Source organism: Mycoplana sp. ABR4_002 (assembly GCF_056159645.1).
The window spans coordinates 455,127-472,265 of sequence record NZ_JBSWVO010000001.1 but is presented as its reverse complement, the minus strand read 5'-3'; the positions used below and the strand labels follow the sequence as shown (position 1 = coordinate 472,265).

Annotated in this window: 13 protein-coding genes; 8 read left to right on the top strand and 5 right to left on the bottom strand. The window is 67.2% G+C overall.

Annotated elements, in window-relative coordinates; genetic code table 11:
- Positions 1-200: 200 nt before the first annotated feature.
- Entirely contained in the window at positions 201-4,001 is a 3,801-nt protein-coding gene (locus ACXAGF_RS02245; protein WP_475014200.1) for a peptidoglycan-binding protein, read from the bottom strand.
- Positions 4,002-4,466: 465 nt separating this feature from the next.
- Here ACXAGF_RS02245 and ACXAGF_RS02240 point away from each other — a divergent pair, with 465 nt between their 5' ends.
- From ACXAGF_RS02240 to ACXAGF_RS02230, 3 genes are all read left to right on the top strand, one after another.
- Positions 4,467-6,263, top strand: coding sequence for an acyl-CoA dehydrogenase C-terminal domain-containing protein (locus tag ACXAGF_RS02240; RefSeq protein WP_475014198.1), 1,797 nt, complete (start codon positions 4,467-4,469; stop codon positions 6,261-6,263).
- 147 nt (positions 6,264-6,410) lie between these two features.
- Positions 6,411-7,619: an acetyl-CoA C-acetyltransferase gene (locus tag ACXAGF_RS02235; protein WP_475014196.1), complete on the top strand. Its 1,209-nt coding sequence runs from the start codon at positions 6,411-6,413 to the stop codon at positions 7,617-7,619.
- A gap of 20 nt (positions 7,620-7,639) precedes the next feature.
- Positions 7,640-9,847: a 3-hydroxyacyl-CoA dehydrogenase NAD-binding domain-containing protein gene (locus ACXAGF_RS02230; RefSeq protein ID WP_475014194.1), complete on the top strand. Its 2,208-nt coding sequence runs from the start codon at positions 7,640-7,642 to the stop codon at positions 9,845-9,847.
- 101 nt (positions 9,848-9,948) lie between these two features.
- Here ACXAGF_RS02230 and ACXAGF_RS02225 read toward each other — a convergent pair whose 3' ends face one another.
- From ACXAGF_RS02225 to ACXAGF_RS02210, 4 genes are all read right to left on the bottom strand, one after another.
- Positions 9,949-10,083 carry a hypothetical protein gene (locus ACXAGF_RS02225; protein WP_475014192.1) on the bottom strand — a complete coding sequence of 45 codons (135 nt, stop codon included), beginning with the start codon at positions 10,081-10,083 and terminating at the stop codon, positions 9,949-9,951.
- Positions 10,084-10,238: 155 nt separating this feature from the next.
- A complete protein-coding gene (locus tag ACXAGF_RS02220) occupies positions 10,239-10,697 on the bottom strand; it encodes an N-acetyltransferase family protein (protein WP_475014190.1) in 459 nt (152 codons plus the stop codon).
- Positions 10,698-10,832: 135 nt separating this feature from the next.
- Positions 10,833-11,858, bottom strand: a complete 1,026-nt coding sequence (locus ACXAGF_RS02215; RefSeq protein WP_475014188.1) for a Tim44 domain-containing protein — start codon at positions 11,856-11,858, stop codon at positions 10,833-10,835.
- 138 nt (positions 11,859-11,996) lie between these two features.
- A complete protein-coding gene (locus ACXAGF_RS02210) occupies positions 11,997-12,689 on the bottom strand; it encodes a winged helix-turn-helix transcriptional regulator (RefSeq protein ID WP_475014186.1) in 693 nt (230 codons plus the stop codon).
- 142 nt (positions 12,690-12,831) lie between these two features.
- Between ACXAGF_RS02210 and ACXAGF_RS02205 the strand changes: the two genes are divergently transcribed.
- From ACXAGF_RS02205 to ACXAGF_RS02185, 5 genes are all read left to right on the top strand, one after another.
- The gene (locus ACXAGF_RS02205) at positions 12,832-13,995 is read left to right on the top strand and encodes an acyl-CoA dehydrogenase family protein (RefSeq protein WP_475019192.1); all 1,164 of its coding nucleotides are present in this window, start codon (positions 12,832-12,834) and stop codon (positions 13,993-13,995) included.
- Between the two features lie 128 nt (positions 13,996-14,123).
- Positions 14,124-14,795, top strand: coding sequence for an amino acid ABC transporter permease (locus ACXAGF_RS02200; protein ID WP_475014184.1), 672 nt, complete (start codon positions 14,124-14,126; stop codon positions 14,793-14,795).
- On the top strand, positions 14,795-15,466 hold the full coding sequence (locus tag ACXAGF_RS02195; protein ID WP_475014182.1) for an amino acid ABC transporter permease: 672 nt from the start codon (positions 14,795-14,797) through the stop codon (positions 15,464-15,466). Before ACXAGF_RS02200 ends, ACXAGF_RS02195 begins: the two co-directional genes overlap by 1 nt.
- A 1-nt stretch (position 15,467) precedes the next feature.
- Positions 15,468-16,202, top strand: coding sequence for an amino acid ABC transporter ATP-binding protein (locus tag ACXAGF_RS02190; RefSeq protein ID WP_475014179.1), 735 nt, complete (start codon positions 15,468-15,470; stop codon positions 16,200-16,202).
- 11 nt (positions 16,203-16,213) lie between these two features.
- A complete protein-coding gene (locus ACXAGF_RS02185; RefSeq protein WP_475014177.1) occupies positions 16,214-17,131 on the top strand; it encodes an isoaspartyl peptidase/L-asparaginase in 918 nt (305 codons plus the stop codon).
- Positions 17,132-17,139: the final 8 nt, after the last annotated feature.

The window sequence follows — 17,139 nt, the reverse complement described above, 5'->3', positions numbered from 1 at the left end:
GCCCGGAACGAACCCGCAGCACCGACCCTACAGCCTCTGCCCATGCCGGGCGATACTGCAACCGACGGCCCCCGCCGCATGCGCTTCATTTCGCGCGGCGTATGGCTTTCCAGATCCGTCATGCCCCTTGGAGCTTGCGGCGTCAACGGCCTGACCGTCGGCGAAAGGGATTTATGCGCCGCCGCCGGTGATCCGGCGGCCTATCCCTGCGGCTTGTTGCGCTTGAGCAACTCGCCGATCAGCTTGTCGTCGATTTGGCCGCTCTCGGGCTGGCCGACCGACTTCTGGAAAGCCTTGATCGCCTGCACCGTCTTCGGCCCCAGTTCGCCGTCCGCCGTGCCGGCATTGAAGCCGTTGTTGTTGAGGATCGCCTGGATGTTGCGAATCGCCTTCTTCATGTCGACCGATGCGGTCTTGGTGCCCTTGCCGACCCACTCGTCCGGCAGATCCACCGAGTTGGCCTTGTCGTCGAGCGGCCGTTCCTTCCACAGTTCCAGCTTTGCCTTCGCGCTGGAAAGCTGCTCGGGCTTCATGGCGTTGGCGACCTCGTCGCGCTTCTCGGACGCATCGCGGTCACCGTCGCGGGCAGCGATCGCAAACCACTTGTAGGACTCCTCAAGATCCTGCGTCACGCCGTTGCCGCGCGCATAGAGGATCGCGAGGTTGAACTGGCTGTCGCGCACGCCGAAGTCAGCAGCCTTCTTGAACCACTCGGCTGCCGCGGCGAAATCGGGAACGCCGCCGCCGCCGGTCGCCAGCAGCACGGCGAGATTGTGCATGGCGCTGGCGTTGCCCTGCTGCGCGGCCTGTTCGTAGAGGCTGCGCGCCTTGTCGAGGTCGCGTTCGACGCCCTGCCCCTTCTCGTAGAGGCTGCCAAGCCGGTACCGGGCCGGGGCAAAGCCGCGCTCGGCGGACATCGCATACCATTTCGCCGCCTCGGTCAGATCGATCGATACGCCGCGGCCATCGGTGTAGCGTGCACCGACTTCAAACAGCGCCAGCCTGTCGCCCTCGCCGGCGGACCTGGCCAGCGACGCCGGCTCGATTGCCTGCGGCACGGTGATCGCTCCGGCACCGGGGCTCGCCGGTTCGACGGCGTTCGTCACGTCGGCGGACACGGCGGGAGGCGGCTCCACCACGACATCCTTGGCGTCATCCGCCGGCGCCGACGTCACCACCGGCTCGAAGCCGTCCATCTGGTCGGCGGCCCCGCTGTCGGCCGGTCTCGTCATCTGCTCCGCGCCGGTGACTGTCAGCGCCGGCTCGGCCGTATCGAGCCCGGTATCCTCGACGACCGGCTTGGCGATGGCGTCTGTGGGCACGGTGACATCATCCACCATCGGGCCGGCCCCGTCGCCATCCTCGATCGTGACCTGCTCGTCCGTGTCGGCAGCCGCGGCAGCTTCTTGCGTCTTGGTCTCAGCCACAACCGGCATTGCCGGCGCGATCACGCTGGCCTGTTCGACGCCCAAGGTCGTCGGGGCCTTGTCGCCCCGCACCAGCGTATTGACGAGCGGGTAGGACATGATCGCCAGGAGAACGGCGCCGACGGCCATCAACACCGGCCGGCGGTGACGGCCAAGACCGGAGGCGGCGGCACCAGGGGCCGCGCCCGCACGCTCGGGGGCGATCCGGGTCAGCGGCTCGCTTTCCTCCACCGCCATGCGCGCTGCACGGCGGGCGGCGGCAATGATGTCGGCCTTGCCGGCATCGGCCGTGTCGGCACGCCCGTCCGTGGCCTGGTTGGCGCGGACGCGCTCGAGGATCTTGCGTACATCCGGCGCGCCGGAGCCCGGCTCCAGCAATTGGTTCGCCACTTCCGGCGCAATTTCGTCACCGGGGTCGATCGAAGGCGCCGGATCGATCTGCTGCCGCTCGGGCTGCGGGGAAACGTCCCTGCGACCGGGGGCCATGCGACGGACGAGGCCGGCGATCACGCCGGTCTTGCCGCCGCCGGCTGCGGCCGGTGCCACTTCAAGCGTGGCCGTTGCCGTCTCGGCCGTGTCGGCGGCCATCTCCGTCTCGCGTACCGGTGTCGCCGCCGCGACCGCTTCCTGGCGCCGCACAGCGTCCACGCTGGCGAACCTGAACTCGTCGGTGCCCAGCGAATAGGCCTCTTCGCGATGCGCCGGCGTCGGTTCGGGCGCAGGGGCCGGCGCAGCGTCGGGAAGTTCCTCAAGCGGTTCGAAATCCTCTGCCGCCTCGACGTCTCCTTCGTACTGCCCGGCGTAGGACGGATCGAGTTGCTCGAGCCGTCCAGCGATCTGGACGAGGGTATCGTGCAGCGCATCGAAGGTGCGCGCCGTGCGCTCCTCGCTGGAACGCATCATGTCCTCCAGCGTGCGCAAGTCCTCGGCCAGGGCCGAGATGGCCGCCATGTCGGAGGGAGCCGCCCCGCCTGCATCGGCGCTGCGCTGATAGGCCTGCATCACCGCCTCGGCCGCCTGTCGGGCGGCCTCGACAACGTATTCGTCGCTGGTGGCCATGTAGTCTTCGATCGTCGCCATGCGGCTGTCGAAATCGGACGGGAGCGCGGCGGCGACCGCCGGCGGCGCGCTGATCAGCGTCGACAGATGGGCGATCTGGGCCTCCAGGCCACGCAGCGCGCCGCCGTCGTCGGTCGGGGTGTCCACCGTGCGGTCCAGCCGCTCGGCAATGTCCTGAAGCCGCCCCTCGATCGAAGAGAAGCGATCGTCGGCGACAGCCGGCTCGGCGGCAACGTCCAGCGCTTCGATGCGACGGGCGAGCTCTTCGAGCCGCTCGGCCAGCACGTCGCTGACCGCGCCATGGTCGAGCGCGTCGATCTTGCGGGATATGTCGCTGAGGTGGCTGGTCAGCTCGACACTTGCGGCCGGCGCATGCTGGGCCTGCTCCACCATCGCCGAAAGCTGCTCGAGCCGCTCGTCCAGGCGGACGGCGGTTCGTTCCTGGTTCAATTCCTCGATGCGCTGGGCGAGGGCTTCCAGCCGCTGGCCCAGCCCATGGTCCGGCGATGGGCGCTGGGCGATCAAGTCCAGCTGGCGTGCGAGGTCGGCGATCCGGCCCTCGATGCGCTGGAACAGGACGGCGTCGCTTGCCGAGCGCTGGGTCCGGGCCCCCGCGGCGATCGCCCTGCTGATCTCGTCAAGTCGCTGGTCGAGCCCCTCGAACCGGGCCGTGAAGTGCCGTTCGTCCGGCTGCATGTTGCGGCCGATCGCCTCGACCGCCTGCGCCATGGCGTGCAGCTTGTGTTCGAGGTCGCGCAGGGCCGGCGTCGGGCTGGCCGTCTGGATTTGCGCCTTCAATTCGTCAAGCCGGTAGGCAAGCGCCACCAGTTCGTCGTCGCGGCCCTGGTCGAAGGCGGCGAGCTTCTCTTCCATGCCGTTCCAGCGGCTCTCCATGCGGACGACCGTGTCCTCGCGGGCGAGGCCGTCAAGCACGGAGCGCAGTTCGTCGAACTCGACGCGCAGGCCATCGGCCTCGGTGCGGTCCGACTGCCCGCCAAGCTGCGCGATGCTCTGCGCCAGGCGCTGCAGGTCCTCCCGCAGGTCGTCGCCGGAGTCGCGCGCCTCGGCCACCTGCCGGATCGCCCGCATCTCCCCCCGCAACATGTCCATCTCGCGGCCGAGCCCCTCGGAAATGTCCTTCTTGAGATCCTGCCGCAACCCGACCAGGGCCTGGGCGATCTCCTGCATGGCGCGGCTCGCCGGCTGGACGGCCTGTGGCCTTGCGGCGCCGTCGGCACCGGGAACCGGGCGCTCCGCCCGGCCCGCCAGCCGCTCGCGGCTCTGCTCCAGCGCGCGCTGGCGCTGCATGATTTCCCCGACCGGATCGCTCCTGAGCGAGTTGCCCGCCAGCGGCGGCTGCCGCGTCGGCTCGCCCCGGCCGGCCTCGTCCCGGCCGCGCTCGCGGGCACCCATTAGCCCCTCGATGCGCGCTTCCAGGCCCTCGATTGTCCGGTTCAGCGCGTCGAACGTCGACCTGTCGCCATGGCGGGGAGGATTTGATCGCGATCCGTTCATGTTCTTCGCCTCGCTTGGGAGCTCGTCGGCTCGCCGGGAGAACCTGCGTCACGCCTACCGACCCTGCCGCGTGACACTCAGTTGTTGCCATTTCCCGGCGAGACTGTTGCCGGCATTTCGACTTTTACGGCAGATCGGACTTAGCACCTTACGGGGTGCAACTTTCCCGGACCTGACGTTACGGCTGGCAGGCAAAACCTCGAATGACAAAGGTATTTCGTGCGCCGCCTTTGGACGCCACAATTCCCGAAACGTGGTAAACAAGCGGTTAACTCTGCTGAAATTTTTTAACGTTTTGCTCATAGTCGGAACAGCGCGCCAGCGCGGGCGCATGCCACGGCGTCGACCGGGCAGGGAATTTTTCCGCAACGCGCACTTTGACGTTTACGCAAACGTCAAAGTTTTCTAGTATCCCCGACGAATGATCGGACGCAGGTCCGTCGAGCTGGTGAGGAACTCGAGAACATGCCCATATACCAAGCCCCGGTGAACGAAACTCTGTTCGTGCTGAACGACGTGCTCGGTCTCGAGCGTTACAACAACCTCCCCGGCTTCGCCGAGGCGACGCCCGACATGGTCGAGGCGATCGCGGGCGAGGCCGCGAAACTGTCCGAGGAAGTGCTGCATCCGATCAACCTTGCGGGTGACCAGCAGGGCTGCAAGCGCGCTGAGGACGGCTCCGTCAGCGTACCGAAGGGTTTTAAGGAGGCGTTCGAGCGCTACCGCGAGGGCGGCTGGCTCGGACTCGCCGTGCCGGAGCAGTTCGGCGGCCAGGGCCTGCCCTACGTGCTGCACACCGCCGTCGGCGAATACCTGTCCTCGGCCAACATGTCGCTGATGATGTATCCCGGCCTGACCCAGGGAGCGATCGCGGCGATCCTGGTGCATGGCTCGGACGAGCAGAAACAGGCCTACCTGCCGAAGATGGTCGACGGCACGTGGTCCGGAACCATGAACCTGACCGAGCCGCACTGCGGCACCGATCTCGGCATGCTGCGCACCAAGGCGGTGCCGAACGGCGACGGCAGCTACCGGATCTCCGGACAGAAGATCTTCATCTCTGCCGGTGAGCACGACATGTCGGAGAACATCATCCATCTGGTGCTCGCCCGCATCGAGGGCGCGCCGGACGGCACCAAGGGCATCTCGCTCTTCATCGTGCCGAAGGTGCTGACCGGGGAGGACGGCCGGCCGGGCAAGCGCAACGGTGTCAGCTGCGGCGCGATCGAGCACAAGATGGGCATTCACGGCAATGCCACCTGCGTGATGAACTACGACGAGGCGACCGGCTATCTCATCGGCACCGAGAACAAGGGCCTCAACGCCATGTTCGTGATGATGAACGAGGCGCGGCTCGGCGTCGGCCTGCAGGGCCTGTCGGTCGCCGAGGCGGCCTATCAGAATGCCGCCAACTACGCCCGCGAGCGCGTCCAGGGGCGCTCCCTCTCCGGCCCGAAGGCGCCCGACCAGCGCGCCGATCCCATCATCGTCCACCCGGACATCCGCCGTGCGCTGCTGACGATCAAGGCCTGGAACGAGGGCGGCCGCGCCTTCCTGCTATGGACGGCGCTGCAGTCCGACATTGCCCATCGCGCCACCGACGAAAAGGACCGGCAGGCGGCCGACGACCTGCTCGGGCTGATGACGCCGATCCTGAAGGGCGTGCTCACCGACAAGGGCTTCGACCACGCGGTGATGGCGCAGCAGATCTTCGGCGGCCACGGCTACATCGAAGAGCACGGCATGAGCCAGTACGTGCGCGACGCGCGCATCGCCATGATCTACGAGGGCGCCAACGGCATCCAGGCGCTCGACCTCGTCGGCCGCAAGCTCGGCATGAACGGCGGGCGCGCGGTGATGGCGCTGTTCAAGGAGATCGGCGACTTCTGCGAGGAGAACCGCGGCGACGAAAGCCTGACCTTCTTCACCAAGCACCTGAAGAAGGGGCTGAACGACCTGCAGGCCTCGACCATGTGGTTCATGCAGCACGCCATGGCCAAGCCGGACAATGCCGGCGCCGGCTCCACCGACTACATACACCTCTTCGGCCTCGTAGTGATCGGCTACATGTGGGCGAAGATGGCCAAGGCCGCGCAGGCCGGGCTCGCCGCCGGCGCCGGCGACCGCGAGGCCTTCCTGCGCAACAAGCTGATCACCGGGCGTTTCTTCATGGAGCGGCTGATGCCGGAGACGGCGCTGCGCAAGGCGCGCATCGAGGCCGGCGCCGAGACGATGATGGCGCTGCCGGCCGACGCGTTTTGATGTTGCCACTTCCTCCCATCGGGGAGAAGCTGGCCCGAATCCGATCAGGGGCGCCACGCCCCCTGATCGCCCGCCCGCCGCGAGACCGCCGCGGAGCGCCGGGCAACGAGATTTCCGGCGTTCCGCCGGCCAGGGAGAAAGAGATCGATGACCGACGTTTTCATCTATGACCACGTCCGCACCCCACGCGGGCGCGGAAAGAAGGACGGCGCGCTGCACGAGGTTCCCTCCGTGCGCCTCGCCGCCAAGGCACTCGAGGCGATCCGCGACCGCAGCGGGCTGGACACGGCCCGGGTCGACGACATCATCATGGGTTGCGTCGATCCTGTGATGGACGCCGGCGCCGTCATTCCCAAGGCCGCCGCCTTCGAGGCCGGCTACTCCACGAAGGCGCCCGGCATGCAGATCTCGCGCTTCTGCGCCTCCGGCCTCGACGCCGTCAACTTCGGTGCCGGCAAGATCGCGCAAGGCGCCGACGACATCGTCATTGCCGGTGGGGTCGAAAGCATGTCGCGCGTTGGCATGGGCATGTCCGGCGGTGCCTGGTACATGGATCCGTCGGTCAATTTTCCGGCCTACTTCATGCCGCAGGGCGTGTCCGCCGACCTGATCGCCACCAAGTACGGCTTTTCGCGCGACGACGTCGACGCCTATGCGGTGGAAAGCCAGAAGCGCGCGGCCAAAGCTTGGGACAAGGGCTACTTCGCCAACTCCGTCATCGCGGTGAAGGACATCAACGGCCTGACCATCCTCGACCGCGACGAACACATGCGCCCGGGCACCGACATGCAGGCCCTGGCGCAGCTCAACCCCTCCTTCCAGATGCCCGGCGAGATGGGCGGCTTCGAGGCCGTCGGCATCCAGGCCCATCCGGAGATCGAGGCGATCAACTACGTCCACCACGCCGGCAACTCGTCGGGCATCGTCGACGGCTCCGCCGCCGTCCTGCTCGGCTCGAAGGAGGGGGGCGCCATCCTCGGCAGAAAACCGCGCGCGCGCATCAAGGCCTTCGCCAACATCGGTTCCGACCCGGCGCTGATGCTCACCGGCCCGGTAGACGTGACGGAAAAGCTGCTCAAGCGCGCCGGCATACAAATTTCCGACATCGACCTGTTCGAGCTGAACGAGGCCTTCGCCGCCGTGGTGCTGCGCTACATGCAGGCCTTCGAGATCCCGCACGACCGGATCAACGTCAACGGCGGGGCGATCGCCATGGGCCACCCGCTCGGGGCCACCGGCGCGATGATCCTCGGCACGGTGCTGGACGAACTGGAACGGCGCGACCTCAACACGGCGCTGGTCACGCTGTGCATCGGCGCCGGCATGGGCACCGCCACGATCATCGAGCGGGTCTGACAGGTTTCGGGAGAGAGAACATGACGTACAAGAATTTCACGATCGAAACCGATGCCGACGGCATCGCGCTCGTCACCTGGGACATGCCGGACAAGTCGATGAACGTGATCACCGTCGCGGTGATGGACGAGCTCGACGCGATCATCGATCAGACGGTCGCCGACGGCGCGGTGAAGGGCGTCGTCATCACTTCCGGCAAGTCCTCCTTTTCCGGCGGCGCCGACCTGTCGATGATCAAGGCGATGTTCGCCCTGCAGCAGGAGGAGAAGACGAAGGACCCGGCACGCGCCGTCGAGACGCTGTTTGCCCAGACCGGGCGCATGAGCGCGCTCTACCGCAAGCTCGAGACCTGCGGCAAGCCCTGGGTCTCCGCCATCAACGGCACCTGCATGGGCGGCGCGTTCGAACTGTCGCTCGCCTGCCACGGCCGCGTCGCCTCGAACGCCAAGTCGGTGAAGATCGCGCTGCCCGAGGTCAAGGTCGGCATCTTCCCCGGAGCCGGCGGCACCCAGCGCGTGCCGCGCCTGGCCAATGCCCAGGACGCGCTGCAGATGATGACCACCGGCTCGTCGCTGACGGGAGCGCGCGCCAAGGCGATGAACCTCGTCCACCAGGTCGTCGCCCCGGAGGAGCTCATCAACGCCGCCAAGCAGATGATCAAGGACGGGCTGAAGCCGGTCGCCCCCTGGGACGAGAAGGGCTTCAAGGTGCCGGGCGGCGGCATCTGGACGCCGGCCGCGGCCCAGCTCTGGCCGGCCGCGCCCGCGATCCTGCGCCGTGAGAGCGCCGGCAACTATCCGGCCGCGCTGGCGATTCTCAAATGCGTCTACGAGGGCCTGCAGGTGCCGTTCGACACCGCGCTGAAGATCGAGCAGCGCTATTTCACCCACATCCTGCAGACCACCGAGGCCTTCTCGATGATCCGCTCGCTGTTCGTCTCGATGCAGGAGCTGGGTAAGGGCGCCCGCCGCCCCGCCGGCGTGCCGAAGACCGAGTTCAGGAAGGTCGGTATCGTCGGCGCCGGTTTCATGGGCGCCTCGATCGGCTATGTCACCGCCGCGGCCGGCATCCCCGTCGTGCTGATCGACCGCGACCAGGAGGCGGCCGACAAGGGCAGGTCTGTCTGCGAAGGCCTCGTCTCCGGCAGCGTCGCCAAGGGCCGGATGAGCAAGGAGGAGGGCGAAAAGCTGCTGTCGCTGGTCACGCCCACGGCCGACTATGCGGCGCTCTCCGACGCCGACCTTGTGATCGAGGCGGTGTTCGAGGACCGCGAGGTGAAGAAGGCCGTCACCGAGAAGATCGAGGCGGTGCTGCCGGAGGGCGCGATCCTCGCTTCCAACACGTCCACGCTGCCGATCACCGGCCTGGCGAAGAACTCGAGTCGCCCAGCGCAATTCGTCGGCATCCATTTCTTCTCGCCGGTCGAGAAGATGATGCTGACGGAGGTGATCCTCGGCAAGCAGACGGGCGACAAGGCGCTGGCCGTCGCGCTCGACTATGTCGCGGCGATCAAAAAGACGCCGATCGTCGTCAACGACACCCGCGGCTTCTACGTCAACCGCTGCGTCTTCCGCTACATCGGCGAGGCCTACGACATGCTGATCGAGGGCGTGCCGGCGGCGATGATCGAGAACGCGGCAAAAATGGCCGGCATGCCGGTCGGTCCGCTTTCGCTCAACGACGAGGTCGCCGTCGACCTGTCCTACAAGATCTTCAAGGCCGCGATCGCCGACCTCGGTCCTGAGGCCGTGGACCCGCGCCACATGGAACTCGTGACGAAGCTGGTCGAGGACGGACGGCTGGGCCGCAAGAGCACCAAGGGCTTTTATGACTACCCCCCGAAGCCGGCAAAGAAACGTCTTTGGCCCGGCCTGAAGGAACTCTATCCGCAGTTGCCGCCGGAGGACGTCGACGTCGCCGAACTGAAGCAGCGCCTCCTTGTCACCATCGCGCTGGAGGCCGCCCGCACGGTCGAGGAGGGCATCGTCACCGATCCGCGCGAGGCGGATGTGGGCTCCATCCTCGGCTTCGGCTTTGCGCCCTATACCGGCGGCACGTTGTCCTACATCGACGGCATGGGCATGAAGACTTTCGTCGCCCTGTGCGAGAGGCTGGCCAGCAAGTATGGCGACCACTTCAAGCCGACGCCGCTGCTGGTCGACATGGCCGCCAAGGGCGAGACCTTCTACGGACGCTTCGACCCCTACGCGGGCAGCAGGGCGGCCTGACCGCCGCTTGCGCGCGTGGCGCAAATAGAAAGGGCAATGACCGAGCCGGCTCGGTCATTGCCCTTTTTTCGTTGGCGTCGCCGTGCGGCGACGCCTGCCGGTCAGTTGATCGGAATCCGGATGCCACCGCCGGGTTCCGGCGGCTGCGCGTAGCTGGTGTTCCGCGACGCACTGGCGGCGCATCCCGAAACCGTCAGCAGCACGATCACGGTGGCGACAAGGGACTTGAACGGCATTGTTTTCTCCAGAAATGGGGCCTGCGGACCAAAGGACGCCTGCTCATCGGAAGCCGCCGTTTGGAGGGACAGATGAAGACAGATTGGCTGCAAAGGCAAGCCCCGCACTGACCATCGCGCCAGCCTTGCGACGGCCGCCCCTCGCCCCGCCCGGGTTAAAGGGCGAGCTTGTAGCCGACGTGGCTGGCAACGAAGCCGAGATCCTCGTAGAAGCGATGCGCGTCGGGGCGCTGCCGGTCCGTGGTCAGTTGCACCAGCCGGCAGTCGCGGGCGCGGCACTCCGCGATGGCCCAGTCGAACATCCTGTGGCCGAGACCCTGCCCGCGCCGGCCGTCGGCCACGCGCACGGCCTCGATCTGGCCGCGCCAGGCGCCGCCGCGCGACAGGCCGGGTATGAACGAGAGCTGCAGCGTTCCGACGATCGCCTCGCCCTGCTCCACGACGACGAGCAACTGGTTCGGATCCGTCTCGATCGCCGCAAAAGCCGCCGCGTAGGCAGCGTTTGCACCCGCTCCCGGGACTTCCCGCTGCCGTCCCAGGGGGTCGTCGGCCAGCAGCGCAACGATAGCCGAAAGGTCGCGGGCTTCGGCCCTGCGGAATCGAATGTTGTCCATGCCGCAGCCTTAGCGCATCGCGGCCTGAATGGGGAGACGGTTTCGAAATGTGCCCGATTCAGCTCGGCTTCAAGGAAGCAGAAGGCCGGCGCAGAGCGCCGGCCTGGGATGACAAGGTCGGACGTGGCGAAGGCTTCAAGCCGCCTCTGCGGCCTGGATCGCGGAAACCTGCCATTCGGCCCCGGGCTTGCGCTGGAAGGTCCAGACCTCGACCGTCTCGCTCGGATGATCCGCATCGCCGCTGACGACCTGGCCGGTGGCGCGGTCGCGCATCGCATCGATGCTCTCGTAGCGCATGGCGACGGTGGCGTATTCCGTGCCGTCGTCCTCGCGCCAGGCCTCGGCGACGTCACCCTGGACAAGATGAACGTCGCGCACCTCGTTCCGCAAGCCGCTGGTGGCATTGTCGCTCAATTCTTCGGCCAGCCAGGACATGGCTTCCGGCGTCGTCAGCGACCTCAATGTGGCATAGTCCTCCGCACCATAAGCGGCCTGGACCTCTTTCAGCATCCGCTCGAACTGGTCGAGGTCCTGCTGCTGCACGCCGATCTCGTCGGGATCCTGCGGCGTCGCCGCGCGCGTGCCGCCGCCGATGCGGGGGATGGAGAAGGACGACGGGGCCTGTCCCCCGGCCGCCGAGCGCGACAGGCCGCCCGACAGACCGGACAGGCCGCCAGCCGTTCCCGCCGCTGCGCCGCCGCCGCCGAACGCCGTCTGCCGGCCGCGGAAGTAGCGCATTGCGAAGGAGATGACGAAGAACAGAGCCGCCGCCTGCAGCAGAAGGCCGAGAAAGCCTGCGGCACCGCCGAGACCGTTGCCCATCAGCATGCCGACCAGACCGCCAAGCATCAGGCCGCCCAGCAACCCGCCGGCGAGACCGCCGAACAGGCCGCCGGGGCGCTGGCCGGTCGGGCGGTTGGCGTTCGGCGCCGGCTGGTTGACGCCGGTGTTCGTCTGGTTGGCCGGCTTTTGCGTCATCGTCCGGTCGATCGGTGCGGTTTGTGTCGGCGCGGTCCGGGTGGCCGGCGGCGCTGTAAAGGTGCGCGTGCCGCGGCTGCCGAAACCGCCGCCGGCGCGGCGCGCCTCCGCCACATCGACAGCGGTGACCATCACCATGATGGCGACGCCGACCATCGCAAAAACTCGTCCGAAACGCTGCATGCCCACCCTTCCCGTGTTGTTCTTTGATGCACCGACATGGCGCCCAGTCGCCCATATAGCGATCATGGCTTTCCACTTTAAGGGCGAAGGTTGGGAATTTGTTGCATCTGGACAGCGCGTTCGAGCGAACCGGCGCCCTCACGGAACCCGGCGCTGCTCGGCGGCGAACTTGCTGAGGCCCAGCCACTGCTGCATGGCGCTGGCAATCTCGGGATCGCCGTCGAACTCGACATTGCCGGCCTCCACCTCGCGGCGAACGAGCGACAGGCCCATCCAGATCGCCGTCATGCTGCGCAGCGAGCTGGTGACCAGGAGATCGAGCTCGAAGCCGGGATCGAAGCCGCACAGGTCGACCCTGCCTTCGTCCACCACAAGCCACCAGCTCTGCCGTGCCGCCGGCAGTTCGGGGTACAGAAACTGAATCGTGCAGCGGCGCTGCGGCAGCGGCCGCGGGTTGAGGTTGCGGCGCATGTCCCACATCAGGAGGGAGGGATCGAGGTTCTTCAGGGTCAGCTGCGATTCCACCCAGCGCTGGCCCCAGACCCCCATGCCCATGATGACCGGCTTCAGCTCCTCGCCCGCCGGCGACAGCCGATACTCCATGATCCCCTTCTCTCCAGGCACTGTGACGATCACGCCCGACCGCTCCAGCTCCTTCAGCCGCTTCGACAGGAGGGCGGGCGACATGCGCGGCACGCCGCGGCGCAGGTCGTTGAAGCGCGTCGTGCCACACAGGAACTCGCGCAGGATCAGCACGGTCCAGCGGGTACACAGGATCTCGGCAGCCATCGAAACGGGGCAGAACTGACCGTAGCTTCCTTGCGATTCCATGTTCTTCACCGGCAGCAGCGTCCGGCGCGGATCATAGATCAAACGCGGGGTGCGGCCAATGGGTGGTACAGTTCCTGAACTGGACCATGGGCGTGGTTCGGAGGAGCCTGCCAAGGTCAACTGGAGGACCCCCATGAACACGATGGCAGACAGTTCTGCGAAAGCAGCCGACAGGCAGCGGCAGCCACCTGCGGACCCGGTGGCGACCGCGCGGGCGCTGGCCCCTGCGCTCGCCGAGCGTGCCGCACGTTTCGACGAGGGCGACATTTTCGTCGCGGAGAACTACGAACTCCTGAAGCACTCCGGGCTGGTCGAGGCCGGCGTACCGCTCGAACTCGGCGGCGGCGGCGCCGGCGTGCGGCAACTGGCGGACATGCTGCGGGTGATGGCGCAAGCCTGCTCGTCGACGGCGCTGGCGTTTTCGATGCACACCCACCAGGTGGCCATCCCCGCCTGGCGCTGGCGGCACCAGAACGTGGCGGCCGTCGAACCACTTCTCAAGCGGATCGCGGCCGAGCGCCTGATTCTGCTGTCGAGCGGCGGCTCGGACTGGATCGGCGGCTCCGGCAAGGCGACGAAGGTCGAGGGCGGCTATCGGATCTCGGCCCGCAAGGTCTTCACCTCCGGCGCCGATGCCGGCGACCTGCTGTTGACCGGCGCGGTTGTTCAGACTGCCGAGGGTCCGGATGCCGTCATCCACTTCGCCGTGCCGATGTCGGCGCCGGAGGTCAGCGTGGCCGAGACCTGGCGGGCGCTCGGCATGCGCGGCACGGGCTCGAACGACGTGGTCATCGACGGCCTGTTCGTGCCCGATGCCGCAGTTTCGCTGACCCGCCCCGCCGGCGAGTGGCATCCGCTGTTCCAGGTCATTGCCACGACCGCCTTTCCGCTGGTCTATGCGGTGTATCTCGGCGTTGCCGAAAGCGCCCGCGACCTTGCGGTCGAGCTGGCGCGGAAGAAGCGCCCGACACCGGCCCTTCTGGACGTTGCCGGGCGGATGGAGACATCCCTGCGGGCCGCGCAGCTGGCGCATCGGTGGATGCTCGAGACGGTCGAGCGCAACAACCCCTCCGCCGAAAGCGTCAACGAGGTGATGATCGGCCGCTCCCTTGTTGCCCAGAACGCAATCGCCACCGTGGAGCTTGCAATGGAACTGGCCGGTGGCGCCGGCTTCTACCGTGCCGCCGGGCTCGAACGGCGGTTCCGGGACGTGCAGGGCGCCCGCTTCCACCCGCTGCAGCCCGGCCCGCAGGCCCAGTATGCCGGCGCCATTGCGCTCGGCCACTCCGTCGCAAGGGTCTTCTAGACCGCAGCGGCCTCCGGCGACGCCCCACGCGGGCGCCGCCACCCGAACTATTTGCGCGAATGACAATTGACAAGCGGTCGGGCGCACATCACGATGAAACCGGTTTCAGTCGCAAGTCCGGAGCGCGTGTGCGATTCGATCTGTCGATACTCCTGCCGCATCTCGGCTTCCTTGCCGAAGGCGCGATGCTGACGGCGCAGGCCTGCGCGCTCTCGCTGGTCGGCAGCGTGGTCGTCGGCGCTCTCGTCGCGATCGCCCGCACCTCCGCTTCGAAACTGTTGCAGAGGATCGCCTTTGCCTATGTGGATGCGTTCCGCAACGTCCCCTTCATCGTCCAGCTGTTCTTCTTCTACTATGGCCTGCCCGAGATCGGCATCTACATCGACGCCTTCAGCACCGGCGTGATCGCGCTCTCCATCGCCGGCGGCGCCTATGCCTCCGATGCCATTCGCGCCGGCATCCTGGCGATCGATCCCGGCATCATCGAGGCCGCCGAGGTCAGCGGGCTTTCAAAGCGCGTGATCTTCACCCGCATCGTCCTGCCGATCGCATTGCGAACCGCCGTACGCCCGCTGGGATCGGTGCTGATCAACATGATCCTCACGTCCTCCATCCTTTCGACCATCACGCTGAACGAACTGACCGGCTCGGCGCAGATCGTCGTGTCGGAAACCTACCGGCCATTCGAGGTCTATGCCGTGCTGCTCGTCGTCTATGCGGCGTTGACCTACCTGCTGTCGCTTGGCATCGCCTACCTGCATCGCCGCCTCAACCGCGACATGATGGAGGCGGTCGACTGATGCGTTTCACCGACTTCACACCCTACGACCTTGTCCTGCTCGTCCAGGGGCTCGGCGTCAGCATCGCACTGTTTCTGACAACCTCGGCGATCGGGATCACGATCGGCACGATCTGGGCGGTGGTCCGCTTCTACCGCGTGCCGGTGCTGTCGCAGGTCGTCGCCTTCCTCGCCGAGCTCTTGAAGAACTCGCCGGTGCTGGTGCAGCTGTTCCTCGTCTTCTTCGGGCTGCCGGCACTGCTGCACATCCGGGTGACCCCGGTGGCGGCCGCGACGATCACGCTGTCGGCCAACACCGCAGCGTTCGTCTATGTCATCGCCGTTTCGGCAATCGAGTCGATCGGCCGCGACCAGATCGAGGCGGCGCGGGTGTTCGGCCTGAGCCGCTGGCAGGTGCTGCGCCATGTCGTGGCGCCGCAGGCGACCGCCTTCGCCATCGGACCGCTGGTAGCCCTCCTCGTCAACCAGTTGCAGGTGACGTCGCTGATCTCGGTCATCGGCGTCGTCGACCTCACCAAGATCGGCGACATCCTCAACCTCCGGACACTCAAGCCGTTCGTGGTCTGGACCGCCGTCGGCCTGCTCTACTACCTCGCCGCCAAGCTCGTCGCATTGCTCGGCACCCGCTTCGAAACCCGCCTGCGGGCGCACAGCGACTGGAGAGGGCTCTGACATGCTGAAAGTCGAGAACCTGCGGAAGTCCTTCGGCAACCTGACCGTGCTCGACGGCATCGACCTGACGATCGCCCCGGGCGAGGTCGTGTCGGTCCTCGGCTCGTCCGGCTCCGGAAAGTCGACGCTGATCCGCTGCATCAACGGCCTGGAGCGGCTGAACGGCGGCCGGATCACGGTCGACGACTTCGACGTCAGCAGGCCGAGGGACCTGGCCGAGGCGCGCAAGCGCTCCGGCACGGTGTTCCAGCTGTTCAACCTCTATCCGCACATGACCGTGCTCGGCAACATCACGCTGGCCCCGGTCGAGGTGCTGCAACAGCCGCGCGCCGAGGCGGAAGCCAGGGCGCGGGCGCTGCTGGCTTCGGTCGGCCTCGGCGACCGCGCAGCCGCCTACCCGGCCCAGCTTTCCGGCGGCCAGCGCCAGCGCGTCGGCATCTGCCGCGCGCTGGCGATGCAGCCGCGCTATCTGCTGCTCGACGAGGTCACCAGCGCGCTCGACCCCGAAATGACGGCCGAGGTGCTGGCGATCCTGGCCAAGCTCGCCGCGGAGGGCACGACGATGCTCTTCGTCACCCACGAGATCGAGTTCGCCCGGCAGATCTCCGATCGCATCGTCTTCCTCGACAAGGGGCGGCTGCTGGTCGACCTGCCCACCGAACGGTTCTTCGCCGCCGATGGCGGCAAGGCGCAACCGCGCGTTGCCCAGTTCCTCTCCAAAATGCGAAAAGACTAGAGGATAGACATATGCTGCTCTTGGCCAACAGCGAAGCCTGGCCCGGTTTTCCCACCTCGGTCCGGATGCTGCGCGACGGCGCCACCAGCCTCGACGCCATGGTCGCCGGAATCGGGATGGTTGAATCGGAGGTGAAGGTCCGGAGCGTCGGCTACGGCGGCTGGCCCAACATGCTCGGCCGCATGGAACTGGACGCCGCGGTCATGGACGGCAACACGCGCGAGGTTGGCGCGGTCGGCGCGGTCCCCGACACGCTGCCCGTCGCAGCGCTGGCACATGAGGTGATGAAGCGTCTGCCGCATGTGATGCTGACCGGCGACGGGGCGCGGCGGTTCGCCAGCGAAATCGGCTTTGCCAAGGACGACCTGCTCTACGAGGATAGCAGGCGCGTCTGGTGGGAACGGCTGGAGCAGGAGCTTTCGCCGGAGGACCTGGCTCGGTTCCCCGACATCCCGCTGGCGCCGCTGAGCCGCGCCATCACCGACCCGGAACGCGTGCGTGACACGACCGTCTTCCTGTCGACCGATCCCGCCCGCGGGATCCACGCGGCGACCTCGACGTCGGGCTGGGCCTGGAAATACCCTGGACGGCTTGGCGATTCCCCTATTCCCGGCGCCGGCTTCTATGCCGACAGCCGCTACGGTGCGGCGGCCTGCACGCACACCGGCGAAATGACAATGCGCTGCGCGACGGCACGCACCATCGTCCTGGCGCTCAAGCTCGGCCATGCGCTTTCCGACGCCGTCGGGCTCGCCGTCGAGGAGTTGAAGGAACTGTCCACCGGCTTCCTCGCCGGCGTGGTCATCCATGCCGTCGACGCCAAGGGAAACCATGAGGTGGTGAACTTCAGATGCCCCGGCGAAATTCGCTACTGGCTCTGGGAGGACTCGATGCCCGAACCGGAACTTCGGGCGGCGAAAACGGCATAAACACGAAG

Coding starts and splice junctions, on each gene's coding strand:
- ACXAGF_RS02185 (WP_475014177.1), top strand. CDS start 16,214: ATGCTGCTCTTGGCCAACAGCGAAGCCTGGCCCGGTTTTCCCACCTCG.
- ACXAGF_RS02230 (WP_475014194.1), top strand. CDS start 7,640: ATGACGTACAAGAATTTCACGATCGAAACCGATGCCGACGGCATCGCG.
- ACXAGF_RS02235 (WP_475014196.1), top strand. CDS start 6,411: ATGACCGACGTTTTCATCTATGACCACGTCCGCACCCCACGCGGGCGC.
- ACXAGF_RS02245 (WP_475014200.1), bottom strand. CDS start 4,001: ATGAACGGATCGCGATCAAATCCTCCCCGCCATGGCGACAGGTCGACG.
- ACXAGF_RS02210 (WP_475014186.1), bottom strand. CDS start 12,689: ATGGAATCGCAAGGAAGCTACGGTCAGTTCTGCCCCGTTTCGATGGCT.
- ACXAGF_RS02195 (WP_475014182.1), top strand. CDS start 14,795: ATGCGTTTCACCGACTTCACACCCTACGACCTTGTCCTGCTCGTCCAG.
- ACXAGF_RS02220 (WP_475014190.1), bottom strand. CDS start 10,697: ATGGACAACATTCGATTCCGCAGGGCCGAAGCCCGCGACCTTTCGGCT.
- ACXAGF_RS02190 (WP_475014179.1), top strand. CDS start 15,468: ATGCTGAAAGTCGAGAACCTGCGGAAGTCCTTCGGCAACCTGACCGTG.
- ACXAGF_RS02205 (WP_475019192.1), top strand. CDS start 12,832: ATGGCAGACAGTTCTGCGAAAGCAGCCGACAGGCAGCGGCAGCCACCT.
- ACXAGF_RS02225 (WP_475014192.1), bottom strand. CDS start 10,083: ATGCCGTTCAAGTCCCTTGTCGCCACCGTGATCGTGCTGCTGACGGTT.
- ACXAGF_RS02215 (WP_475014188.1), bottom strand. CDS start 11,858: ATGCAGCGTTTCGGACGAGTTTTTGCGATGGTCGGCGTCGCCATCATG.
- ACXAGF_RS02240 (WP_475014198.1), top strand. CDS start 4,467: ATGCCCATATACCAAGCCCCGGTGAACGAAACTCTGTTCGTGCTGAAC.